Here is a 23,430-nt window from a genome sequence, read left to right as displayed (position 1 = left end):
TCAGGGTTGCAGTCGGGCGGTGCGCCACCGGGCGCCGTCCCGCGTGTAGGCGAGCCGGCGGTGCAGCCGGTCCGAGGCGGCGCTCCAGAACTCCGCCTCGGCCGGTGCGAGGAGGTATCCGGTGAAGCGGTCGGGGCGGGGCAGCGGCCGCCCGGTCTCCAGGAGCCGGTACGCCTCGGCGCGCATCCCCTCCGGGTCGTCGAGGGGTTCGCTCTGGCGGGAGACGGCCGTCATGGAGTGCAGCGGGACCGGGCGGGCCGCCCACAGCGCGTCGGACGCGGCCGGTTCCAGGGGGGTGACCGGGCCGGAGAGGACGATCTGCCGCCCGGTCTCCCGCCAGTACAGGAGGCCCGAGGCCCAGCCGTTGGCGGCCAGTTCGCGGCCCTTGCGGCTGGTGCTGTGGGTGGCGAAGACCAGCCCCTCGCCGGTCTCGCGGACGACGGTGACGATCCGGTTGGAGGCGCGGCCGTCGGCGGTCGCGGTGGCCAGCGCCATCGAGCGGGGCTCGCGCACTCCGTGCCGCACCGCTCCGGCCAGCCACCGCCGGACCAGGTCCATGGGTTCGGCGGGCGGGTCGTCGTACTCGGGGAAGGCGAGGTCGGTGTCCCCGGAGAGGGACTCGAACCTGCTGGTGTCGACGGCGGGTCCGCCGGTGCTGGTGGTCATGGGGTGCCGCTCCCTAGACGTAGAGGGTTCCGCGGGCGACGACGGCGCCGTGGCCGCCCACCCGTACGCCGTCGGTCCGGTCCGCCGCGCCCCGCGCGACGGCGTGCATGCGGGACGGGCGGCCCATCTCCACCCCCTGGGTGATGTCGACGCGCCGGCCGTACGGGACCAGGCCGTGGCGGGCGAGGTGGAGGGCGAGCGGGCCGGCGGCCGAGCCGGTGGCCGCGTCCTCGACGACGCCGTACGCGGGCGAGAACATCCGGGTGCGCCAGTGGGTGCCCCCGCCCGCGAAACAGTTGGCGGCCATGTCGGGGAAGCGGGACAGGGCCCGGTGGTCGGGCCGGAGCGCGGAGAGCGCCTCGACGCTCTCCAGGCCCACGAAGACGTGCCGGGGGCCGTTGCGGTAGGCCTCCACCGGGACGGTGGACTCCTTCACGCCGAGCGCGGCGAGGAGTTCGTCCGCGTGCTCGTACGGCTCCCGGGACGGGTACGGCTGGCGCATCTCCACGCCGACCGCGCCGTCGTCGCCCAGGGTGACGTCGAACGGGACGACGCCCATCCCCGTCTCCAGCCGCAGCCGCTGCTCCTCACCGGCGGCGCCCAGCGCCCGGCGGCTCAGCCCCAGGGCGACGGCGGTGCCCAGCAGCGGGTGCCCGGCGAAGGGCAGTTCGTTGACGGGCGTGAAGATCCGGACGCGGGCGTCCGCCTCCTCCGACCCGGCCGGCAGGACGAAGGTCACCTCGGAGAGGTTCATCTCCCGCGCGATGGCCTGCATCCGTTCCGGGTCCAGGTCCCCGGCGTCGAAGAAGACGGCCACCGGGTTGCCCTGGAGCGGAGTGCGCGCGAAGGCGTCCACCACCGTGTAGTCATGCATCGGAGAGGGCTCCTCGGTCGTGTGCGGGGGCCGTGGCGGGCGGGTGCCCGCCCGCCACGGCGGCCCCGACCTCGAACACGGAACGGTGCGTCGGCGGGCGGCCGATCAGCTCGGCGGCCCGGTTGGGCGGCAGCGCGGAGTCCGCGGGACGGTCGGTCCAGAGCATCACCGCGCCCCACCGGTTGGCCGCCCGGTCGGACAGCCACAGCTTCAGGACCAGGCCGGGCACCCCGGCCCAGGCGTCGGTGCCCTCGTCCCGCAGGTGCGCGGCCATCGCGTCGACGTCCGGGTCCGTCCCGTCCAGGTCCCACCAGGCGATGTCCATCCTCATGACACCCGCACCCCCACGACGCCGAGGAGGGCCTCGCCGAGGATGCGCGGGCCGTCGACGGTGAGCACCGACTCGGCGTGGAACTGCATGGAGGCGAAGTGCGGGCCGCGCAGGGCGTGGACCTCGCGGGTCCGCCGGTCCCGGCTGACCTCGACGGTGCCGAGGGTGCCGGCGTCGAGCTCGTCGACGGCGCACCGGGCGGCGTAGGTGTTGTAGAAGCCGACCCGTTCGCGGTTGCCGAAGAGGTCGATCACGCGCTGCGCGCCCTGGTTGGGCACGTCCCGGCGGACCAGGTCCAGGCCGAGCCGGGTGCAGAGCACCTGGTGGCTCAGGCAGACCGCGACGAAGGGCCGCCGCTCGGCGAGGAGCCGCTGGGCCGCCGCGTGCAGCCGGACGATCCGCGGGTCGCCGAGGTCGCGGGGGTCGCCCGGGCCGGGACCGAGGACCACCACGTCGTGGGCGGCGAGGTCGTACGGCTCGTCGAAGCGGCGCACGGTGACGGCGAGGCCGAGGGACTCCAGCTGCTGGCCGATCATCGCGGTGAAGGTGTCCTCCGCGTCGACGACCAGGGCGTTCAGGCCGGCCAGGCCCGGGACCGGGGCGCACGGCGGCCGGGTGGCGTCGCGCAGCCAGAAGTCGGCGATGCCGGCGTTCCGGGAGGCCAGGGCGGCCCGCACCAGGGGGTGCTGGGCGAACCGCGCGGGCCGGTCGGGCTCCAGGACGCTCAGCAGCCCGGCGGCCTTGGCGCGGGTCTCGGCGACCTCGGACTCGGGGTCGGAGTGCCGGACGAGGGTGGCGCCGACGCCGATGCGCAGGTTTCCGGCGGCGTCGATGTCGGCGGTGCGGATGAGGATGGCGGAGTCCAGGGTCCGCTCGCCGCCGGCGTCACGGCCGACGAGGGCGGCGACGCCGCCGTAGTAACCGCGTCCGCCGGGTTCGTGGCGGGCGATGACCCGGGCCGCGCTCTCCAGCGGGCTGCCGGTGACGGTCGGCGCGAACATCGTCTCGCGCAGGATCTCGCGCACGTCGCGGCGCGTGGTCCCCTCGATGAAGTACTCGGTGTGGGCGAGGCGGGCCATCTCCTTGAGGTAGGGGCCGGTGACCCGGACGCCCGCCCCGCAGATCCGGGACATCATCTTCAGTTCCTCGTCCACCACCATGTACAGCTCGTCGGCCTCCTTGCGGTCGGCGAGGAAGCGGGTGACGCCGTCGAGGGTGGGTCCGGTCGCCGGGTAGCGGTAGGTGCCGCTGATCGGGTTCATCACGGCGGTGCCGCCGTGCAGCGACACGTGCCGCTCGGGGGTGGCGCCGACGAAGGTCCGGCCGCCGGCACGGATGACGAAGGTCCAGTACGCGCCCTGTTCGCGGGCGAGGAGCCGGCGGAAGAGGGCCAGGGCGGTGTGCGGCCCGTAGGAGTCGATCCGGGCCAGGTAGTCGCGCTTGACGACGAAGTTGGCGCCGGCGCCGGTGCCGATCTCGTCCTCGACGACGCGCCGCACGGTGGCGGCGTAGGCCGGGTCGTCGACGTCGAACCGGCCGCCGGTCAGGGTGACCGGGGTGTCCGCGATCCGGCCGGGCACCGCGTCCAGCGGCAGGCTGTCCTGCTCGGAGACGGAGAGGGCCAGCAGCGGCGCGCCGTCGTCGGGCGCGGCGAACCCGCGTTCGGCGAGCTGCCGGTGGGGGACGAGGACCAGGACCTGTTCGGCGTCGAGGGGGACGTCGGCGAGGGTGCCGGGGCGGGTGACGCGGCCGGTGAGGACCGTGACGGTGCCCGGGGCGGCCTCGGGCCGGTGCAGCAGGGCGAAGTCCGCGACCTCGCCGGCCAGGACGCGGTCCAGCAGGTCGGTGCGGCGGGCACGGCTCATGCGAAGACCTCCTGGGCGGTGACGACGCTGCCGCAGCGCTGTGCGACGTAGGTCAGGGCGAGCATGTGGTGGGCCTCGGAGAAGTCGCCGACCGCGTCGGCGACGAGGAACGTCCGGATGTCGTGGCTGTAGGCCTCCATGGCGGTGGCCAGCACCCCGACGTGGGCGTACACCCCGCACAGGAGCAGCTGGTCGCGGCCGGCCGCGCGCATCCGCTCCAGCAGGTCGGTGCGGAAGAAGGCGCTGTAGCGCCACTTGGTGAGGAGCCAGTCGCCCTCCCGGGGGGCCAGCTCGGGGACCACCTCGCGGTCCGCGACCTCCGTCCGCATGCCCGGGCCCCAGAAGTCCTTGAGCAGGCCGCGCTCCTCGTCCGTCATCCGGCCCGGCTGCGCGGTGTACGCGACGGGCACGCCGAGGGACGCGGCCCGTTCGCGCAGCAGTGCGGCGCGGCGCACCAGGGCGGAGCGCAGCGGGTCGGGCAGGGCGGCGAGGAAGTAGCGCTGCATGTCGTGGACGAGCAGGACCGCCCGGTCCGGGTCCGGGGTCCAGCGGGCGACGTTCTCCGGCAGGGCCCCGGGGGAAGGCAGGGGGTAGGACTCCACGGTCGGCAGGCCGGCCATCGGGTTCTCCTTAGGTGGGGATTCCTTCGCGCCGGACCCGCGGGACGTCGATCCCGAGGGCGCGGAACTGGTTCGTGGGGTTCATGAACTCGCGCTGGAGCTTGATCCGCCCGTTCTCGAACTGGAACGAGTGGATGAAGTGGTTGCGGTAGTGGCCCACCGGGTAGCCGGGGTAGACGATCTTGCCCTCGCCCCGGCACTCGACCCAGAAGCGGTCGGGGTCCTGGGTGTCGTGGATCTCGATGTCGGTCCAGACCCAGTCGGGGAAGCAGCGCAGCGACCACACCGCGTGCTCGCCGAGCCGGTCCCGGCCGGTGATGGTGATCGGCTCGCCGGTCTCGGTGGTCCACAGGCCGCCGACGCCGTCCTCGGTGAAGAGGAGGTGGCGGCGCAGCCGGTCCTCGCCGCGGGTGTTCATGTACTGCTCCACGACGGCGCGGTTGCGGGCGCGCACCGCCTGTTCGTCCTGGGGGCCGGCCTGGTCCTCGGTGGTCGCGGGGTCGCTCACGGGAGTGCCTTCCTCGGGCGTCGGGGTGGTGGGGTCGTCCTGCCGGCGGGTCAGACCAGCAGGCTGATGTCGCGCGGGTCCTTGCCGACCAGCGCCCGGCCGTAGAGCTGGGCGGGGATGCCCATGCCGAAGCCGGCGTGGCGGCTGCCGACGTTGACGTCGCGCCAGATCCGCTGGAGGGGGTTGGACTCGCTGAACGCGGAGGAGCCGTAGGCCGTCATCAGCCGGTCCACCGCCTCGCGGCACAGCTGGGCGACCCTGGTGGAGTTCTGCCGGGCGGCGGCCCGGGTCAGCACGTCGGGGAACTCGCCCGCGTAGGCGGCCTCGTCGACGCCGTCGGCGATCCGCGCGGCCAGCAGCCTCGCGGTCTCGATCGCGGTGGCGGCCTCGGCGAGGTCGAGCTGGAGGGTGGGCGACTCGGCCTGGCGGGAGAACGTCGACCCGGCGGCGGGCCGGTGGGGCGCGGCCTCGCGGACGAGGTCGAACGCGGCGGTGGCGCCGCCGACGAGGGAGCCGAGCAGGCCGATGGAGAAGAGCCCGACCAGGCTGTTGCGGTAGCGGTGGGAGGCGTCGACCAGGCCGTCGGTCTCGCCGTCGAGCAGCGGCGCGTACGGCAGGAGCCGGCGTTCGGGCACGAAGACGGAGGCGGCGGTGACGGTGTTGCTGCCGGTGCCGCGCATCCCGGCGAAGTGCCAGGTGTCCTCGATCCCCACCTCGTCGGCGCGCAGCAGCGCGAAGTGGACGGCGCTCTCCCCGGCCGGGGTGGGCACGGCGACCAGGACGCCCACCCAGTCGGCGTGCAGCGAGCCGGAGACGTAGCCCCATTCGCCGGTGACGGTGACGCCGCCGTCGGCGGGCTCCACGCCGCGGGCCGGCCTGCCGAGCACCAGGGCGGTGCGGGCGTCCGGGTTCGTACCCCACACCTCGTCCTGGACCTCGGCGGGGAAGAGGGAGGCCACGAAGTTGCCCGCGTTCAGCACGCCGGTGATCCAGGCGGCGGAGGAGCAGCCCCGGCCGATCTCGGTGGCGACATCGAGCAGGGTGCGCACGTCCGCCTCGTAGCCGCCGAGGCGGCGGGGGGTCATCAGGCGCATCAGGCCGGCGCCGGTCAGGGCGGTGACGCCCCGCTCGGTGAGGCGGCGGGTCCGGTCGCTCTCCGCCGCGTCCTCCCACAGGACCTCGCGCAGTCCGGCGGCCCTGGCCACCAGTTCGTCACGGCCCGGGACCTGGTTCCCGGGGGCCGTCGTGCCGTTCACCGCTGTCGTCAGCACGGTGCTGTTCCCTTCGCGTCGGATGGTTCGGTGTGGTGCCGGACGGTGTGTCAGGCGCCCTGGGCGGCGCGGGCGAGCGCGTCCCACTGCTTCCAGCCGGCCAGCCGCTCCTCGTACGAGGCGGTGACGGTGTCGAGCACGGAGGAGCCGAGCGGCAGCCGGAGCGGCGGGTTCGGGGTGTCCACCAGTTCGAGGACCGCGCCGGCGGTGGCGGCCGGGTCGCCGGGGGCGGCACCGGCCGAGGGCGCGTGGGCGAACTCCGCGTACGCCTCGCCGGGTTCGGCCCAGACGGCGGAGGCGCCGCGCCAGTCGGTCCGGTACGGGCCGGGCTCGACCAGCGTGACGTGGATGCCGAAGCGGCCGACCTCCTGGGCCAGGGCGTCGCTCAGGCCCTCCACCGCCCACTTGGAGGCGTGGTACAGGCCGAGCATCGGCCAGGAGGCGAGGCCCGCGATGGAGGACATCTGGAGGATGTGGCCGCCGCCCTGGGCCCGCAGGACGGGCAGGACGGCCTGGGTCACCCACAGCGTGCCGAAGAGGTTGGTGTCGATCTGGTCCCGGGCCTGGGCCTCGGTGACGTCCTCGACGGCGCCGAACAGGCCGTAGCCGGCGTTGTTGACGACGACGTCGAGCCGGCCGAACCGCTCGTGGGCGGCGGCGACGGCCGCGAAGGCGGCGTCCCGGTCCCGGACGTCGAGGGCGAGCGGCAGGACCGCGTCGCCGTACGCCGCCACCAGGCCGTCCAGGCTCGCGGTGTCGCGGGCGGTGGCGGCGACGAGGTCCCCGCGCTCCAGCGCGGCCTCGGCCCAGACCCTGCCGAATCCCCGGGACGTGCCGGTGATGAACCAGACCTTGCCAGCCACAGTCGAACTCCTTCTCCGCACGGCCCTTTCGGGTTTTCCGGTCGTCCCGCAGTGCCCCTTATTCACCCCGAAGGGCGCGGGGGTGTCCATGTGTCCGGATGCGGACAGACGGTCCGGTGCGCGTTTTCCGGTGTCCGTCCGAGGAAATTCCTCGGACGGACACCGGGAAGGGACCGGTCCGTTCCGGAAAAGGCGCGGGGAGAGGGGCGCGGAAACCCTCCGGACATTCCTGGACGGCCCGGCGGCGCGCCATACTGCGGCGGATACCGCGAGCCATCGACGCCAAGGAGATCCGCGTGAGCGCCACGGAACAGTCCTTCGACTACGCCGCCGCCGACTTCAACGCCGTCTACACGGGCGGGGAGCTGCTCGAAGGGGCCTCCATCAAGGTCGTGCCCTGGGACATCGGCGAGCCGCAGCCCGCCGTCGTCGCCCTGGAGGAGCGGGGCCGGTTCCGCGGCGCCGTGCTCGACATCGGCTGCGGGCCGGGCGACAACGCCGTCTTCCTGGCCCGCCGCGGCCACCGGGTGACGGCGATCGACGCCGCCTCCGCCGCCATCGAGCAGGCCCGGCTGCGGGCCGGCGACCTGCCCGTCGAGTTCGCCGTCGCGGACGCCACCGACCTGTCCGGCTACGAGGGCCGCTTCGACTCGGTGCTGGACAGCGCCCTGTTCCACACCCTGCCCGGCCCGGCCCGGCCGCTGTACGCGGCGGCCCTGCACCGGGTCACCCGCCCCGGCGCGCTGCTGAGCGTGCTGTGCTTCGCCGACGTCCCCGGGGGGATGCCCGCCCCCCTGTCGGTGTCCGGGGACGAGCTGAGCACCACGCTGACGGAGGCGGGCTGGCGGATCACCTCCATGGACCTGTCGGAGTACGCGGGCGTGGCCACCGGCATGGAGAAGTTCTTCGAGCGCACCGGCCGGCGCCCCGAGCTCGACGCCAGGGGACGCACCCGGCTGCCGGTCTGGAAGGTCTTCGCCGACCGCGCCGGGGCCGCCGGTCCGGCCGCCGGCGGGGAGGCCGCGTGAGCCCGGCGGCCGGCGGCGGCCGGGCCCCGGCGCGGCGTGCCTTCCCGGTCCTGCGCACCCGCCGGGTGGCGGCCACGGCCGCCTTCTACGAGCGGCTCGGCTTCGCACCCGTCCACCGCCATCCCGCCGCGGGCGAGCCGGACTTCGTCGCGATGCGCCGGGACGGCGCGGAACTCGCGGTGAGCCGGGACGACGACGCCCCGGACGAGCCGGCCGGCGCCGTCGACCTGTTCGTCTTCGTCGGGTCCGTGGACTCGGCGGTGGAGGAGCTGCGGGCCGCCGGCACGCCCGTGCTGCGGGAGCCCGCCGACACCTCCTGGGGCGAGCGGGTGGCGTACGTGCGGGACCCGGCGGGCAACCGGGTGGGGCTCGGCCGCCCGTCGGCGTGACGGCCCGTTCCCGGGCGCCCCGCACCCCCGGGGCGCCCGGGAACGGGGCCGGGACCGGTGGACGGCGGACGGCGGACGGCGGACGGCGGACGGGGAGAACGGGAGGCCGGGAGAACGGAAGGTGCCCCGGGGCCGACGCGGCCCCGGGGCACCTCCGTACGGGCGGGCGCTACGCGGCCGGCGCGATGTTGAGGTTGCTCCGGAACAGGTTGCCCGGGTCGTACACGGCCTTCAGACGGGCCAGCCGGGCCCGGGTCGCCGGGTCGTAGAGCTCATCGGCGAAGTCGCCCGCGGAGCGCTCGCCGTAGACGAAGTTCAGCGAGCGGCCCAGCGTCCAGGGCCGCACCGCCTCGTCCAGGGCCGCGTGGGCGGCGCGGACGTCCCCGGCGGGCGCGTCGTCGGAGCCGGACAGCACCCGCAGGATGTACCGCGCCTCCCGGTACGGGACCGCGTTGGGCACCCGGGGCTCGCGGGACAGGGCCCCGCCGAGGTGGCGCAGGTCCACGACGCAGGGCACCGGGGCGCCGGGCCCGGCCAGGGTGCGCACGGCCTCCAGGACGGTGTCGTTCAGCTCGCTGAGCAGCACCGCGTTGCCGTCGTAGGCGTGGCTGAAGGAGGGCTCGGCGTAGATGGAGCCGACCTCGGTGAAGTCCATCTCGCCCAGGTGGTCGTGGAGGACCTCGACGCCGCACTCCCGCCAGGAGCGGGCCAGCCCGGGCCCGGCGGCGAGGTCGGTGGTGGCCAGGCGGACGTGCACCACGTGGCGGCCGCGCAGCGGCTCCGGGAAGACCGGGATCGGCGGGTACTCGATCATGCCGACGGAGGCGGTGACCGTCTCGGGCACGGTCTCCGTCCAGGTCCTGAAGTGGGCGAGGACCTCCTCCGCCCGGCCGGCGTCGAAGTACAGTCCGCCGCCGTAGACCCGGGCGACCGGGAGCAGGTCGATCTCCAGGGCGGTGACCAGGCCGAAGTTGTCCCGGCCGCCGCGCAGCGCCCAGAAGAGGTCGGGGTCGTCGTCGGCGGTGACGGTGCGCAGCCGCCCGTCGGCGGTGACCACGTCCAGGGAGCGGACCAGGTCGGCGGCGTAGCCGAACTCGCGGGCCAGCAGGCCCAGGCCGCCGGCCAGGGTGTAGCCGGCGACGCCGACGTGCCCGGCGGAACCGCAGAGCGGGGCGAGGCCGTGCGGCGCGGTCCGCGCGACGACCTGTTCCCAGCGGACGCCCGCGCCGATCCGCGCGGTGCGGGCGTCCGGGTCGACGGTGATCCCGTCCAGGCGCCCGGTGGTGATCACCAGGCCGCCCCGGTCGAGGACGGTGACGCCGTGCCCGGTGGACTGCACGGCGACGGGGAGCCCCCGTCCGGCGGCCCAGGCGACGGCGGCGCGCACGTCCTCGGCGGTGGCCGCGCCGACGACCACGGCCGGGTCGTGGCGGTAGCCGGCCTGGAATCCGGTGAGTTCCTCCTCGTAACCCTTCTGCCCCGGTGTCAGGACGGGCCCTGTCACCTTTTCCGCGAGGGAGGTGACGTCGATCCGTGCACGGTCGCCAGACATCAGCCGTGTTCCTTTCATGGTGTTTCAGAATTGCTTCGTGCTGCGTCGACCGACCTTTTCGAGGCCGGAATTCTCGGTGGTTCCCTCCGGTGTTCCGGAAACCGGCGCGTGGTCCTTTCCGGACGGGTCGGAGGGCATGAGGAGACACGCGGCGGCACCGACGAGGAGGACGGCGACGGGCAGCAGCAGGGTGGTGCCCGCGGCCCGGCCGAGGTCGTCGGGGAACCGCTCGACCCGCGCCTGCGTCAGCACGCCGACGGCGGCGGCGCCGATGACGCAGCCGACCTGCCGCACGGCGTTGTACACGCCCGCTCCGGCGCCGATGACCTCGGCGGGCAGCGCGCCGGTGGCGACGTTCGCCATCGGCCCGAACGCCGCCCCCGTGCCGATGCCCGCGAGGAACAGGGCCCCGGCGGTCGGCCAGACGCCCGCGTGGGCGTCCATCGCGAGGGCGAGCAGGCCGAGGCCGGCGGCGAAGACCAGGAAGCCGCCGAGGACCACCCACTTGCCGGGGACCCGGTCGGAGAGCGTGCCGGCGAAGGGGCCGGTCAGGCCGCTGGAGACGGCGATGGGCACCATCAGCAGGCCCGCCTGCTGCGGGCTGAGCCCCATGACGTCCTGCATGAACAGGGTCAGCGGCAGGTAGAGGCCCGTGACGGAGAAGCCGATGGCGGCGGCGGCGAAGGCGGCGGAGCCGAAGTGGCGGCGGCGGAGGACCGACAGCGGCATCAGCGGCTCGCGCGGGTTGACGCGCTGCCACACGACGAACGCCGCGAGCAGCACGAGGCCGGCGGCGATGACGGTGACGACGTCCAGCGGGCCGGTGATCGTGCCCCAGTCGTAGTGCTGGCCGTTCTGTAGGCCGAAGACGAGGGCGAACAGGCCGAGTCCGGAGAGCAGGGTGCCCGGCAGGTCGAAGCGGCGGTGGTTGCGGGGCTGGCCGCCGGGGACCAGCCGCGCGGTCATGACGAGGCCGGCCAGTCCGATCGGCACGTTCACCAGGAAGATCCACTCCCAGCCGGCGGAGCCGGTGAGGAAGCCGCCGAGCAGCGGCCCCGCGGTGGTGGCCAGGCCCGCGACGGCCCCCCACACGCCGAGGGCGGCGCCCCGGCGGTGCGGCGGGAAGAGAGTGGTGACGAAGGCCATCGTCTGCGGCGCCATGAGGGCCGCGCCGAACCCCTGGACCGCGCGGGCGGCCATGAGGGTCCCCGCGGTGCCGGAGAGACCGCACCCCAGGGAGGCGGCCGTGAAGACGGCCATGCCGGTCAGGAAGACGGGCTTGCGGCCGAAGCGGTCGCCGAGCCGGCCGGCGACGAGCAGCGGGACGGCGTAGGTGAGCAGGTAGACGCTGTGCACCCAGGTGATCTGGTTGAGGTCGGCGTCGAGGCCGGCCATCATGCCGGGGATGGCGACGGTCACGATGGTGGTGTCCATCATGATCAGGAAGAAGCCGACGCAGAGGGCCGACAGCGCGGCCCAGGGGTTGCCGGGGGCGGGGGCGGTGTTCGGGGCGGCGTCCGTCATCTCATCATCTCCCGGGGGTGGTTACGGGTGGCGCGCGTCGCGCCGTTCCAGCTCGGTGGCTATCGCCTCCCAGTAGGCGGCGCAGGCGCGGGCCATGGCGGCGATCTTCGGGGCCTGGTGGGCGGGGGCGCGCAGCGGCAGTCCGCTCTCCTCCTCGCGCACGATCCGGTGCTCCAGCCAGCGGATCAGCGCCCGGCCCTCGTCGCTGTACTTGAGGGCGGGGTCGCGCCTGAGCGAGTCCAGGACGGTCGGCAGGTCGGCGGGCGCCACGCTTCCGGCGCACCCGCGCGGTTCCCGCGCCCGCGCGCCCCGGGAGCCGGTGCCGCCGGGGGGCAGCGGGCCCTCGCCCCGGCCGAGCCGGTCGCGCACGTCGCGGGCGGTCTCCACGGAGATGCCGGCGGAGCGGGCGATCTCGCGCAGTGAGGCGTCGGGCCGCACGGCGAGGTAGTCCACGGCCCGCAGCCGCCCCTCGGTGGCGCTCAGGGGCCGGGCCCGGCCGTCGCAGCCCACGCGCACGGCGGGCGTCTCGCCGGTCCCGGCGTCGGCGCGGCGCAGCACGCCGACGGTCTTGCCGGAGAGCCCCACCTTCGCCGCGACCGCCCGGTCGGACCACTCGGGCCAGAGGCGCAGGATGCGGCGGGCCGAGGCGCGGCGGTCGGCGAGGGTGAGCGGCAGGCCGTGCCCGTTGTTGGCCTCGACGGCCAGCAGGAACGCCTCCCGCTCGGTGCCGTCGAACCACTGGACGGGGATCGTCTCGCGGCGGTTGAGGCGGGCCGCGCGCAGCCGGTGCGCGCCGTCGACCACGCGCATCGTGGGGCGGTGCACCACGATCGGCGGGAGGGCGGTCTCCAGTCCGGCGAGCAGCAGCACGTGGTCGTGGTCGATCCCGGCCAGCCGGGGGGAGTCCGCCTCCAGGAGCGCGTCGACCGGCACGTGGTCCACCTCCGCGGCCGGCGCCGGTGTCCCGGGGGCGTGTACGGACGGGTGGTGCGGGGCGGGCGGCGGTACGGACGGGTGGTGCGGGGCCCCGGAGGGGCCGGCCGCCGTCGGCACGGCGTCGCGGGCGGGGGTTTCCGCCGTCAGGACGTACATGTCGGCTCCTCGGGTCAGAGCGCGGTCGGCAGGACGGAGTCCCGGCCCAGCAGCCGGTGGGCGGCGGCGGCCGCGACGAAGGTCATGTGGCGGTGCCAGCCGGGGAAGGAGCGCCCCTCGAAGTCGTGCAGCCCGCACTCCTCCAGGACCTCCAGGGGGAGCGCGGCGGCGGCGAGGCGGACGAGCGGGGCGGAGGCGCCGTCGGTCCCGGTGATCCAGTACCGCGCCGGCCCCCCGGACCCGGCGGTCCGCTCGGTGAGCAGCGCCAGCGGGACGGCGACTCCGGGCAGCCGGACGACGGCGGGGACGCGGCGCGCCCGGCTCCCGGCGGGGCCGGCCGGGGCCGGGCCGAGGCGGCGCACCAGATCGGCGAGGGGGGCCGTGCGCGCGGTCCGGTCGCAGGGCGGCCCGCACAGCGCGGGCGTGGCGGCCGGTACGGAGACGGCGAAGGGCAGGGACCGCCCGGCGAGGCCCGCGACGAGCCGGAGGGCCTCGTCGGGCGCCTCCGCCCCGGCGAGGACCGGGAGGCCGGCGGTGACGGGGTGGGCGGCCGCGGCGTCGATCAGGTCGAGGCCGGGCCGGCCGGGTAACCCGTCGCGGACGGTCTCCGGTATCCGGGCGCGCTCGCGCAGTCCGCCGTCCTCGCTCCAGCGGCCGGGCAGGCTCAGGCGCCAGTCGACGGGGACGGTGCCCCGGTCGGTGACGAGGAACGCCCCCAGGGCGAGCTGGCAGGTGAGGGACCGTCCGCCGGCCGGGTCGAAGCGGCGGTGCACCCCGGCGGAGTGCTCCCCGCGCTTGGGGACGGTCACGGGGGCCACCCGCAGGGCCCGCACCCGGGCCCGTTCCCCGCACCAGCCGGCCAGTTCGCGGCGCACCGGCTCCCACGCCCAGGGGCTGGAGTTGACGATCTGGTGCAGCGACTGCGCGGCGGTCTCGAAGGCACCGGCGGAGCGCGCCATGTTGCGCACGGACTTCCTGCCGGGCGTGGTGACGAGCCCCGACAGGTAGGCACCGGCCCAGCGGCGCTGGTCGGCACGCGGCAGGCGGTGGAACAGACGCCGGGCCAGCGGATCGGTCGGCACGGTCTCCGGCACGCGCGCGGCCTGCGGTACGGGCATGACGGGCTCCCTCCGGCGAGCGGGTCGTGTGGCCAGAGCCCAAGAATAGCGAGTGTTCTCTTTGTTTTGGGAGCCCGGGGACCCGGCCGGGCGACTTTGGCAAGTTCCCGCCGTGGCACCGCCACGGACACGGGAGGCGTACGGCACGGCGGACCGTACGGCACGGCGGGCCGCGCGAAGTCCCGTACGCCGCACGGGAGTCACGGCGTGGCGGGCCCCGTGGCACGGCACCCGCGACGCCCGGGCCCCCGGCACGGCGGACCGCGCCGCACCGGGCGGCGCACGGCGGCCGGCACGCGCGAACCCCGGCCGGGCGGGTCACCCGGCCGGGGTTCCGGAGCGCGCCCGCCTCAGGCGGCGAGTTCCGCGAGCACGGGGGCCCGCCGCGTCAGATCGGCGCGGTTGCCGCTGTACAGGCTCTCCATCGGCAGCCAGCGCAGGACGACCGGCCCCTGCGGGGCCCCGTCGTGGCCGATCGCCGCCGCCGCCGTGTGGCGCGGGCCGGCCGGCACGTCCACCACCGACCACCCCTCGGGGTGCTTCTCGGTCTCCCACCCCAGGTAGTCCAGGGACAGGTCCCGGCCCAGGCCGGTGCCCAGCCCCTTCAGATAGGCCTCCTTACGGGTCCAGAGCCGCCCGAACGCCGCCGTCCCCGCGCACTCGGGGACCCCGGCCAGCTCCGCGCGCTCCTCCGGGTGGAAGGCCTGCGCGCACACCCGCGCGGTCTCCGCGCTCGGGGTCCTCTCGACGTCCACGCCGATCGGCACCCGCGCCACCCCGATCAGCACCATCCCGCTGCTGTGCGACAGCGAGAAGTGCAGGTCGGACTCGGGGTTCACCAGCATCGGCCGCCCGTGCCGCAGATCGCAGCACGGGCACGGGCCCCGCCCGAAGACGAGGTCCTTCGCGGGCTCGCCCACGTAGGCGGACAGCACCCGCCGCAGCGCGATGTGCGCCGCCGCGTACAGGTACCCGCCGGCCTGGCGGCGGCAGGCCCGCGCCCGCTGGAGCTCCGCCTCGTCCAGCTCCCCCATCTCCAGGACACCGGTGATGCTGTCCGGCCCGGGCTGCCGCAGCAGCCACACGTCCGCGCCGGCCGGCGGCGCCAGGGTCGCGGTCATCCGCCATACCCGAGCCGGTCCACCAGCATCGAGGCCAGCGCGCGCGTGTCCTCCGCCGTCAGGATGTCCTTCAGCTCCGGCGCGACGCCCAGCGCGTCCAGGAGCCGGTACCGGAGTTCGCAGCCGAGCATCGACCCGACGCCGACGGCGGCCAGCGGCCGTCCGGTGTCCAGGTCCTCCGGGGCGAGGCCCACGGAGCGGGCCACCTCCCGGCGCACGTACGCGAAGACGATCTCCCCGCGCTCCGCCGGGTCCGCCGCCGCGAGCGCGGCCGCCGAGGGGGCGGTCACGTCCACGGCGAGCGGGCCTTCGGGGCCGGACTCCGGGAGATCCCAGTCGGGATCGGTATGGAGCCAGTCGAGCACTCCCTGGTCCACGGTCACGGTGCCTCCTTGTTCTCGTTGTTGTTCTCGTTGCTCCGGTTTTCCCGGTCGTCCCGGTCGTTCCGGTCGCTCCGCCCGTTCCGGCGGGACCGGACGAGCGACCGCACCCGGGCGGGGTGCAGGGGCAGGGCGCCGACGTCGCCGGTGAGCCCCAGGGCGTCCCGCACGGCGCCCGCGAGGACGGCGCCGCTGCCCGCGGTGCCCCCCTCGCCGGCGCCGCGCAGGCCGAGCGGATTGCCCGGTGCCGGCGCGTCCTCGTAGACCAGCACCCGGATCTCGGGGAGGTCGGCCGCGCGCGGCCACAGGTAGTCGTCGAGCGTCGGCGTCAGCGGGACGCCGTGCTCGTCGTAGCGGAACTCCTCGGACAGCGCGCCGCCGATGCCCTGCACCGCGCCGCCGAGCAGCTGGCCCCGGACGGACTCCGGGTGGACGGCGCGGCCGACCTCGTAGGTCACCGCGTAGCGCAGCAGCCGGACCGCACCGGTGTCCGGGTCCACCTCGACCTGCGCGAAGTGGGCCCCGTAGGGGTACGTCATGCCCTGCGCGGCGTACGTGGACCGCCCGATGAGACCGGGCTCGTCGCCGGTCGCCGTCCAGCGCGGCCCGAAGCTCGCGGCGGCGATCCGCCCCCAGTCCAGCCGGCGCCCGGGGTCCCCGGCGACCGCAAGGCCGCCGTCCCGGGGGACGAGCGACTCCGGTGCGGCGCCGAGCAGTTCGGCCGCCACCGCGCGCGCCTTCGCCAGGACCTTCAGGGCCGCCCCGCGCACCGCCGTCCCGCCGACCACGGTCGAGCGGCTGCCGAACGTGCCGCCGCCGTCGGACAGCAGGTCGGTGTCGGACAGCACCACGTGCACCGACCCCGCCGGCACGCCCAGCTCCTCGGCGGCGATCTGCGCCATGACGGTCTGAATGCCCTGGCCGACGCTGGCGCCGCCCATGACCACCCGGACCGCGCCCGTCACGCCGATGTCCACCACCGCGCTGTCGTAGCCCAGGCCCGCCTTCTCCAGGACGACCGCGCAACCGGTGCCGACCAGCCGGCCGGCGGCGCGCGCGGTCCGCGCCTCCGCCCGCCAGTCCTCGTAGCCGACGTCGGCCAGGGCCTTGTCGAAGTGCTCCAGGTGGTCCTTGCCGTCGAGGACCATCGGGGAGCCGAAGACCTCCATCGGGCGCCGGTGCGGGAGTTCGTCCGCCGTCAGCAGGTTGCGCCGGCGCAGCTCGACCGGGTCCAGGCCGAGCCGGCCGGCGGCCACGTCGAGGGCCTGCTCGCGCACGAAGTTGTGCTGGAAGCGGCCCGGGGCCCGGTAGGTGCCGATCGGGGTCTTGTGGGTCTTGACGATGTGCACCCGCGAGCGGCAGGCCGGCAGCCGGTACGGCCCGGAGATCATCGAGGCGGTGAGCGCGGCGACGACCGCGCCGTGCGTGCGGACGTAGGCGCCGTTGTCGAGCCAGGCCTCGTCGCGCAGCGCCAGCAGGTTCCCGTCGGCGTCCAGCGCCAGTTCGATCCGGTGCCGCTGCTCGCGGGCGTGGTTGGCGGCGGTCATGTGCTCGGCGCGGTCCTCGCTCCACTTCACCGGCCGGCCGGTGCGCAGCGCGAGGAAGGGGACGAGGAAGTCCTCGGGATAGAACTCGCCGCGGATGCCGAAGCTGCCGCCGGCGTCCGTCTCCCGCAGGTGGATGCGGTGTTCGGGCAGGTCGAGCAGGCCGGCCAGGACCCGCCGGTTGATGTGCGGGATCTTGGCGGCGCCCCAGACGGTGAGCCGTCCGGTGTCGCGGTCGGGTTCGGCGACCAGGCCGCGCGGCTCCAGCGGGGTGCCGCTGTGCCGTCCGGTGCGCAGGTCGGCGGCGACGACGTGGGCGGCCCCGGCGAAGGCGGCGTCGACGTCCCCGTACCCGAACTCGACGGTGCCGACCCCCTCGCCGGGGGGCGCGGTACGGGCGTCGAGGACGGGCTCGCGCGGGTCGAGGTCGAGCCGGACGAGGTCGGCGGCGTCCTCGGCGAGGTAGGGGTCCTCGGCGAGGACGGCGGCCACGGGCTCACCGGCGTAGCGGACCTCCCCGGTGGCCAGCGGCGGCTGGAGGTGGGGCGTGAAGTCGAGGCCGGGGTGCGGCTGGCGCACCGGTATCCGGGTGCCGGGCGGCAGGTCGGCGGCGGTGATCACGGCGACGACGCCGGGCAGCGCGGCGGCGCGCGCGACGTCGGTGCCGAGGAGCGCGGCGTGCGCGACGGGCGACCGCACGACGCGCATCCACAGCTGGCCCGGGCGGACCACGTCGTCGTGGAAGCGGCCGCGTCCGCGCAGCAGCCGGTCGTCCTCCAGGCGGGGCACGGACCGTCCGAGGGCGCTCACCGGCCCGCCGCCTCGATCGCGTCGATCACGGGCTGGTAGCCGGTGCAGCGGCAGAGGTTCGCGGACACGCACTCCCGGACGCGCGCCCGGTCCGGGTGCGGTTCGCGGCGCAGCAGGGCGGTGCCGAGCATGAGGAACCCGGGGGTGCAGAAGCCGCACTGGAGCGCGAAGTGGTCCCGGAACGCCCGCTGGAGCGGGCCGAGCGGCCCGTCGTCCCCGGCGAGCGACTCGACGGTCTCGACGTGCTGCCCGTCGGCCTGCGCCGCGAGCACGACGCAGGACCGTACGGGCTCCCCGTCCAGCAGGACGGTGCACGAGCCGCACACCCCGGTCTCGCACCCGACCCGCGTCCCGGTCAGCCCCAGGTCGCGCCGCAGCACGTCGGCGAGGCTGCGCCGGGGCTCGACGCCGAGGGTCCGGGGCGCGTCGCCGTTGACGGCGAGCACGACCGGAACGGTGCCGGCGGTGCCGCGACCGGGCGGGGGCGCGGGGTCGCCGTGTGCGGGCGAGGGCGCAAGGGCGCCGTACGCGGGCGGGGTGGTGCCGCCGTACGTGGGCGGGGGCGCGGGGTCGCCGGACGCGGTAGGGGTGGCGCCGCCGGACATGGGCGGGATGACGGGCGCGGCGGCGGGGCCGGGGCCGCTCGCGGGTTCCGGGAAGCCGTTCGCCGGAGGGGTGCCGGTGCTCATGCCGCCACCGCCTCGGGACGGCGCGCGGCCGCCGCGCGGGCCCGGCCGGCGGAGACGGCCAGGGCACGCCGCAGCAACGCCCCCGCGAGAGAGGCCAGTTCACCGCTCCCGAAGTGGCCACCGGGCGCTCCGGAGGAACCACCGGACGACTCGGAGGGACCGCCGGACACGCCGGAGGAACCACCGGACGGCTCGGAGGGACCGCCGGACGGGCCCCCCGCCGCGACCGCCGCGACCGCCGCCCCGGCCGCCGCCGCGAAGGCGTCCGGCTCCGGGCGGGCGCCGGTCAGCAGGGCCTCCGCCGCGTGCGCACGCACCGGCACGTCCCACGGGCCGGCCACCGCGATCCGGGCCGCCGCGATCCGCCCGGCGGCGTCCAGGGTCAGCGCGGCGGAGGCGGCCGCCTCCGGCAGCCGGCCCGCCTGGACCCCGTACTCGACGAGGGCGGCGGACGGTTCGGCGTGCGGGAAGCGGACGGCGGTGAGGATCTCCCCCGCCCGCAGCGCGGTGCGGTGGCGGCCCCGCAGGAACGCCGGCGCGCCCACCGTCCGCGTGCCGTCCGGCCCGAACAGCGTCAGCTCGGCGTCGAGCAGCACCGCGAGCAGGCACCACTCGGCGCACGGGTCGGCGTGCGCGAGGCTGCCGCCGACCGTGCCGCGCACCCGTACGGGCGGCTGCCCGATCAGGGCGGCGGCCTCCGGCAGCACCGGGAGCCGGTGGCGCAGCACGGGGTCGGCGCCGTGTTCCAGCACGGCATGGGGGGTCATCGCCCCGATCCGCACGCCGGTCCCGTCCGCCCGCAGGCCGGAGAGGCCGGGCAGCCGGCCGAGGTCCACGAGCAGGTCGGGCCGGACGAGGCGCCGGTTGAGGAGCGGGACCAGGGACTGGCCGCCGGCGAGGACCCGGGCCTCACGGCCGTCGCGGGCCGCCGCCGCGAGGTGGTCCACCGCCTCCGCGGCGGTGCGCGGGCGGACGTAGGAGAAGGGTGCGGGCTTCACGGCCGGTCCACCTCGGGCACCCGCAGTTCGGTGTGGCCGTACTTGCGCATCAGGTCGGCGAGGTCGAAGTGCGCCGAGCGCTCGATGACCTTGTCGCCGCGGAACCGGTCGATGCCGAGCGCCGCGAAGGTGGCCCTGCGGCCGCTCGGGGGCAGTCCCCGGAACGGTCCGAGCTGGGTGGCGGTGCACTCCACGCGGGTGATGACCGTGTCGCCCTCGGCCCACTGCTCGACGACCCGGTCGACCATGTCGGGGAAGGCCGTCCGGAAGGCGCGCACCCACTGCCGCACCCCTTCGGGTCCGCGCAGCCCGAACTGGGGCCAGGTGAAGTCCTCGTGGAACAGCTCGTCGGCGAGGTCGAGGTCGCCGTGGGTGATGATCCGCTCGAAGAGCAGGGCGATCTTCTTCTTCCGCGCTTCGGCCGTGTCCCGGGCCGGGTCTCCGGCCGGGCCCTCGGCGGACCTCCCCGCCGGGCCCTCGCCGAACGCCCCGGCCGGTCCTTCGGCGGGCCTCCCGGCCCGGTCTTCGGTGAGCGTTCCGGCCGGGTCCTGGGTGGGTGCCCCGGCCGGGGTCTGCGTCCGGTGCCGCATGTCATGCCTTTCCGGTGGTCTGGGGGACGGGGGCCGCGGCGGGTGCCGCGGGGCGGGGCAGCGAGCGGGCGGCCGCGGCCGCCACCAGCACCAGGGCGAACCCGATGCCCACGACCCAGCGCAGCGCCTCCGCGTGGGCGGCGGGTCCGGTCCGGCCGTCGAGGACGGCGAAGAAGACGGAGCCGATCAGCGCGACGCCCACCGCGCTCGCGAACTGCTGGGCGGTGGTGAGCACACCGGCGGCGGCACCGGCCTGGCCGGGCCGCACGCCGGACAGCACGGCGCCGGTCAGCGCGGGGACGGCGAACCCGTTGCCGAACCCGATGAGCACCATCGGCGGCAGCAGCCGCGCGAGGCCCGGGTCGCCGGGCAGGGCGAGGAGTTCGGCGAGGAGGGCGAGCAGTCCGGTCGCGGCGACGGCGATCCCGGTCAGCACGGTGCGGGTGCCCCTGCCGGGCGGGGTGCGCCGGGCGGCCATGGAGGCGACGGCGAACGCCACGCCGAGCGGCGCGAAGGCGAGGCCGGCGCCGAGCGGGGAGAGCCCGAGGCCGGACTGGAGCACCAGGGTGAGCGCGAACAGGAAGCTGAAGAAGGCGCCGAAGACGGCCCCGCTGACCACGAGGCCGCGGCGGAAGGAGCCGGCGGAGAACAGCGCCGGGTCGAGCAGCGGGGACCCGCCGCGCCGCCCGAGCCGCCGCTCCCACGCGAGCGTCCCGGCCAGTACGGGCACGGAGGCGGCCAGGCAGGTCCAGGACCAGGCGTGCCAGCCGCCGGACCCGCCGGTCATCAGCGGGACGAGGGCCAGTGCGAGGCCGGCCGGGACCCCGAGGGCGCCGACCGGGTCGAGGCCGGTGCCCGACCGCACCCTCGGGGGGCCCGGCACGACCCGCCGGGCGAGGAGGAGGGTCAGCAGCCCGGCCGGCACGTTGACCAGGAAGACGATCCGCCAGCCGGGCCCCGAGGACCCGGCCTCCAGGAGCGCGCCGCCGAGCACCTGTCCGGCGACGGCGCCGACCCCGATGGTGACCCCGAACCAGGCGAGCGCGCGCGGGCGTTCGGCCGGTCCGAACACGCCGGTGATCAGCGCGAGCACCTGCGGCACCATGGCGGCGCCGGCCAGTCCCTGGAGCAGCCGGGCGGCGACCAGCTGCCCGGGGCTCTGGGCCAGGCCGCACAGCAGCGAGGCCGCGGTGAAGGCGAGCGTCCCGCCGAGGAACATCACGCGGTTGCCGAGGAGGTCGCCGAGCCGGCCGCCGGTGATCAGGCCACCGGCGTAGGTGAAGGCGTAACCGGCGACGACGAGTTCGAGGGCGACGGGGCCGGCACCCAGGCGGTCCCCGAGGGTGGGGGCGGCGACGTTGACGACGTACAGGTCGAACTGGGCCATGAACAGGGCGGCCAGGACGACGGGGAGCATCAGCCGGCGGCGTTCGTACGGCACCGCGCCGCCGTTCACCGGGTCCTCGCCGCGGCCAGCGAGGCGGTGCTCTGCGTCCGGTCCCGCTCCAGGCGCCAGTCGATGGCGGCGTACTCCTCGGCGGCCAGCGCGAGGGCCTCCTCGGCGGGGCGGACGGGAGCGAGCCCGTACAGGACGGCGATGGTCCGCAGCCGCTCGGCCCGGTCCGGTTCCGCCACGACGTGGTACGGGAGGCCGAGGCCCTCCAGGGTCCGCAGCAGCATGTCGTCGCAGAACGCGCGGAAGGCGGGGTGCATCCTCCGGTGCCCTTCGGGCCTTCCGGCGGCGCCCGGCGGGGCCGTCAGGTGCACGAAGCCGTCGTACGTCTCCCGCACGTGCTGGCGGAAGGCGTGCCCGAGCTGGTCGACGGCCTCCGCGAAGAACTCCATGGCGGCGGAGCGCGGCGGGGCGGGGGCGGGGGCGGCCGGGTCCATTCCGAACCGGACGCGGGCGGCGGCGTAGATCCACTCCTGGAGCGAGGACCCGTCGGAGATCAGCCGCTCGCCGAGCCGCGCCTCGTTCCGCACCCGCCCGGCGTGCCGCCGGACCGCGAGCTGGAGGTACTCGGCGGGGGTCACCTCGGCGAGCGCCTTGCCCGGGACCGCGTCGGGCAGGATCTCCCGGATGGAGCGGGCGGGGGCGAAGGGGATGCCGGTGTAGTGGGAGAGCGCGGTGGCCGTGGAGGTCTTCCCCGCGGCGTAGGTCCCGGAGACGGCGAGACGCATCTGCTGGTGCTCCTTGGTCGGTGGGTGTACGGGGAGGCGGGTCGTTCCACGGCCGTGCGGGGGGGGGCGCCCGGCCCGGCCCGGCCCGGGAACACGGCACGGCGTGTTCCCGGGCACGGGGGGCGTCGGGTCCGGCGGGGGGAGGCGCCGGACTCCGGTACGGGGGTCCGGGACCGGTACGGGGGGTCCGGGACCGGTACGGGGGGTCCGGGACCGGTACGGGGGGGGTCCGGGACCGGTACGGGGGGGTCCGGGACCGGTACGGGGGTCCGGGACCGGTACGGGGGTCCAAGACCGAGAGGGGGGCCCGGGGCCGGTACGGGAGGGCCCCGGACCCGGAGCCGGGCCCCCGGAGTGGGACCGCCCGGGGTCAGACCGCCCGGGCGGCGGCCTCCGGCGGGAGTTCGTGCGCGAAGGAGCAGCGCACCCCGACCCCGGCCAGGTCCGCCTCGATCTCGACGCTGCGCCAGATGCCCCCGCGCAGTGGCAGCAGCCGCTTGGAGAGCAGCCGGGCCGTGGCCCGGGCCGGTTCCGAGGGGTCGGTCGGCAGCGGCGGGGCGGTGTCCGCCGCGGTCAGCACCGTCTGCATCATCCACAGCGTGTTGCTGTTGGCCCGGTCGATCCGGTCCAGTTCGTACATCAGCACCTGGACGAGCTGGAGGTTGACCACGAACGCGTCCACCGGCGACACCGCCGGCCCGGCGGCCGCGTCCACGCCGAGGGACACCCCGCCGGCGGGCCGGTCGTCCCGGAAGTGCACGTCCGCCCCGGCGGTCAGCTCCTCCATGTCGACCTCGACGTCGCTGATGACGTGCCGGCGCCGTTTGAACCCCTCGCCGTAGAAGCGGAACCGGCCGTCGCCGAGGCCCTCGTCGAGGCTGCCGAAGCGGCCCTCGCCGGTGGCCCGTCCGCCCGTGTCGTGCTCGATCTCGCAGCGCACCCGCAGGGAGCCCACCGCGCCGTCGTGGACGGACAGGAACCTGCCGGGGGCGCCCGGCACCTCCTCGGTGCGCACCAGGCGGGAGGAGGCCGGAATCCCCCGCAGCTCCTCCTGCGGCGCGCCGCCCGCCCGCAGCACGACCCGGCGCAGCCGCATGGTGGACCGGGCCGCGCCCCGCAGGCCGTACGCGTGGACCAGGTGCAGTTCGGCGAGCTGGACGCCGAGGACGAGGGCGTCCACGGTGCTCAGGTGCGGGCGCAGGTCCGTGCCGTCCTTCTTGCGGGACCAGTCGGCGGGGTAGCCGACGTCCACGGTGGCCCGGATGCCGGGCCGTTCGGTCCCGGCGGGGGTGGCGACGACGTCCCGGACCAGATAGGAGGCCCGTTGGTACCCGCGGGAGAAGAAGCGGCCCTCACCCGGCCCCAGGTAGTCGTCGATCGACTTCAGGGTCAGTGCGGAAACGGCGGCGGTCACGG

At 76.0% G+C, this 23,430-nt stretch carries 23 protein-coding genes; 2 read left to right on the top strand and 21 right to left on the bottom strand.

The window, feature by feature from the left end:
• Genes phzG through ACZ3IL_RS11725 form a run of 8 tightly spaced genes read right to left on the bottom strand, consistent with a single transcriptional unit; the run spans position 1 to position 6,998 of the window.
• Entirely contained in the window at positions 1–666 is a 666-nt protein-coding gene (gene phzG, locus ACZ3IL_RS11760; RefSeq protein WP_467389087.1) for a phenazine biosynthesis FMN-dependent oxidase PhzG, read from the bottom strand.
• Between the two features lie 13 nt (positions 667–679).
• Complete coding sequence (locus ACZ3IL_RS11755; protein WP_467389085.1) at positions 680–1,540, bottom strand: PhzF family phenazine biosynthesis protein; 861 nt, start codon at positions 1,538–1,540, stop codon at positions 680–682.
• Complete coding sequence (locus ACZ3IL_RS11750; protein ID WP_467389083.1) at positions 1,533–1,871, bottom strand: hypothetical protein; 339 nt, start codon at positions 1,869–1,871, stop codon at positions 1,533–1,535. The genes ACZ3IL_RS11755 and ACZ3IL_RS11750 overlap by 8 nt, the downstream gene beginning before the upstream one ends.
• A complete protein-coding gene (locus ACZ3IL_RS11745; protein WP_467389081.1) occupies positions 1,868–3,736 on the bottom strand; it encodes an anthranilate synthase family protein in 1,869 nt (622 codons plus the stop codon). Before ACZ3IL_RS11745 ends, ACZ3IL_RS11750 begins: the two co-directional genes overlap by 4 nt.
• Complete coding sequence (locus tag ACZ3IL_RS11740) at positions 3,733–4,356, bottom strand: isochorismatase family protein (protein ID WP_467389079.1); 624 nt, start codon at positions 4,354–4,356, stop codon at positions 3,733–3,735. Before ACZ3IL_RS11740 ends, ACZ3IL_RS11745 begins: the two co-directional genes overlap by 4 nt.
• Before the next feature lie 10 nt (positions 4,357–4,366).
• Entirely contained in the window at positions 4,367–4,864 is a 498-nt protein-coding gene (locus ACZ3IL_RS11735) for a PhzA/PhzB family protein (protein WP_467389077.1), read from the bottom strand.
• Between the two features lie 50 nt (positions 4,865–4,914).
• Positions 4,915–6,135 (bottom strand): acyl-CoA dehydrogenase family protein, encoded by a 1,221-nt coding sequence (locus ACZ3IL_RS11730; RefSeq protein WP_467389075.1) that lies wholly within the window; start codon positions 6,133–6,135, stop codon positions 4,915–4,917.
• A 50-nt stretch (positions 6,136–6,185) separates the two neighbouring features.
• A complete protein-coding gene (locus tag ACZ3IL_RS11725) occupies positions 6,186–6,998 on the bottom strand; it encodes an SDR family NAD(P)-dependent oxidoreductase (protein ID WP_467389073.1) in 813 nt (270 codons plus the stop codon).
• Positions 6,999–7,294: 296 nt separating this feature from the next.
• Here ACZ3IL_RS11725 and ACZ3IL_RS11720 point away from each other — a divergent pair, with 296 nt between their 5' ends.
• Together ACZ3IL_RS11720 and ACZ3IL_RS11715 are read left to right on the top strand one after the other, a co-directional pair.
• Positions 7,295–8,026 (top strand): class I SAM-dependent methyltransferase, encoded by a 732-nt coding sequence (locus ACZ3IL_RS11720; RefSeq protein ID WP_467389071.1) that lies wholly within the window; start codon positions 7,295–7,297, stop codon positions 8,024–8,026.
• Entirely contained in the window at positions 8,023–8,415 is a 393-nt protein-coding gene (locus ACZ3IL_RS11715) for a VOC family protein (protein WP_467389069.1), read from the top strand. The genes ACZ3IL_RS11720 and ACZ3IL_RS11715 overlap by 4 nt, the downstream gene beginning before the upstream one ends.
• A 169-nt stretch (positions 8,416–8,584) precedes the next feature.
• Here ACZ3IL_RS11715 and ACZ3IL_RS11710 read toward each other — a convergent pair whose 3' ends face one another.
• The 13 genes from ACZ3IL_RS11710 to ACZ3IL_RS11650 all read right to left on the bottom strand — a co-directional run bounded on the left by ACZ3IL_RS11710 (position 8,585) and on the right by ACZ3IL_RS11650 (position 23,428).
• Positions 8,585–9,967 (bottom strand): FAD-binding oxidoreductase, encoded by a 1,383-nt coding sequence (locus ACZ3IL_RS11710; protein ID WP_467389067.1) that lies wholly within the window; start codon positions 9,965–9,967, stop codon positions 8,585–8,587.
• Between the two features lie 24 nt (positions 9,968–9,991).
• Entirely contained in the window at positions 9,992–11,491 is a 1,500-nt protein-coding gene (locus ACZ3IL_RS11705) for a DHA2 family efflux MFS transporter permease subunit (protein ID WP_467389065.1), read from the bottom strand.
• Positions 11,492–11,512: 21 nt separating this feature from the next.
• Complete coding sequence (locus ACZ3IL_RS11700) at positions 11,513–12,583, bottom strand: ParB/RepB/Spo0J family partition protein (protein ID WP_467389063.1); 1,071 nt, start codon at positions 12,581–12,583, stop codon at positions 11,513–11,515.
• Between the two features lie 14 nt (positions 12,584–12,597).
• Positions 12,598–13,701 carry an IS701 family transposase gene (locus ACZ3IL_RS11695; RefSeq protein ID WP_467389061.1) on the bottom strand — a complete coding sequence of 368 codons (1,104 nt, stop codon included), beginning with the start codon at positions 13,699–13,701 and terminating at the stop codon, positions 12,598–12,600.
• A gap of 350 nt (positions 13,702–14,051) precedes the next feature.
• On the bottom strand, positions 14,052–14,822 hold the full coding sequence (locus ACZ3IL_RS11690) for a 4'-phosphopantetheinyl transferase family protein (protein ID WP_467389059.1): 771 nt from the start codon (positions 14,820–14,822) through the stop codon (positions 14,052–14,054).
• Positions 14,819–15,205, bottom strand: coding sequence for an acyl carrier protein (locus tag ACZ3IL_RS11685; protein ID WP_467389057.1), 387 nt, complete (start codon positions 15,203–15,205; stop codon positions 14,819–14,821). The genes ACZ3IL_RS11690 and ACZ3IL_RS11685 overlap by 4 nt, the downstream gene beginning before the upstream one ends.
• Positions 15,202–17,556, bottom strand: coding sequence for a xanthine dehydrogenase family protein molybdopterin-binding subunit (locus ACZ3IL_RS11680; protein WP_467389055.1), 2,355 nt, complete (start codon positions 17,554–17,556; stop codon positions 15,202–15,204). Before ACZ3IL_RS11680 ends, ACZ3IL_RS11685 begins: the two co-directional genes overlap by 4 nt.
• Positions 17,553–18,245 carry a (2Fe-2S)-binding protein gene (locus ACZ3IL_RS11675; RefSeq protein WP_467389053.1) on the bottom strand — a complete coding sequence of 231 codons (693 nt, stop codon included), beginning with the start codon at positions 18,243–18,245 and terminating at the stop codon, positions 17,553–17,555. The genes ACZ3IL_RS11680 and ACZ3IL_RS11675 overlap by 4 nt, the downstream gene beginning before the upstream one ends.
• Positions 18,242–19,243, bottom strand: a complete 1,002-nt coding sequence (locus tag ACZ3IL_RS11670; protein WP_467389051.1) for an FAD binding domain-containing protein — start codon at positions 19,241–19,243, stop codon at positions 18,242–18,244. The genes ACZ3IL_RS11675 and ACZ3IL_RS11670 overlap by 4 nt, the downstream gene beginning before the upstream one ends.
• A complete protein-coding gene (locus ACZ3IL_RS11665; RefSeq protein ID WP_467389049.1) occupies positions 19,240–19,833 on the bottom strand; it encodes an ester cyclase in 594 nt (197 codons plus the stop codon). Before ACZ3IL_RS11665 ends, ACZ3IL_RS11670 begins: the two co-directional genes overlap by 4 nt.
• 1 nt (position 19,834) lies before the next feature.
• Complete coding sequence (locus ACZ3IL_RS11660; RefSeq protein ID WP_467389047.1) at positions 19,835–21,274, bottom strand: MFS transporter; 1,440 nt, start codon at positions 21,272–21,274, stop codon at positions 19,835–19,837.
• 11 nt (positions 21,275–21,285) lie between these two features.
• Complete coding sequence (locus tag ACZ3IL_RS11655) at positions 21,286–22,014, bottom strand: AAA family ATPase (RefSeq protein ID WP_467389045.1); 729 nt, start codon at positions 22,012–22,014, stop codon at positions 21,286–21,288.
• Positions 22,015–22,384: 370 nt separating this feature from the next.
• Complete coding sequence (locus tag ACZ3IL_RS11650; RefSeq protein ID WP_467389044.1) at positions 22,385–23,428, bottom strand: AvrD family protein; 1,044 nt, start codon at positions 23,426–23,428, stop codon at positions 22,385–22,387.
• Between the last annotated feature and the right edge of the window lie 2 nt (positions 23,429–23,430).

It is taken from the genome of Streptomyces sp. NPDC014907, from assembly GCF_055562975.1.
This window is presented reverse-complemented; position numbering and strand designations above follow the sequence as displayed.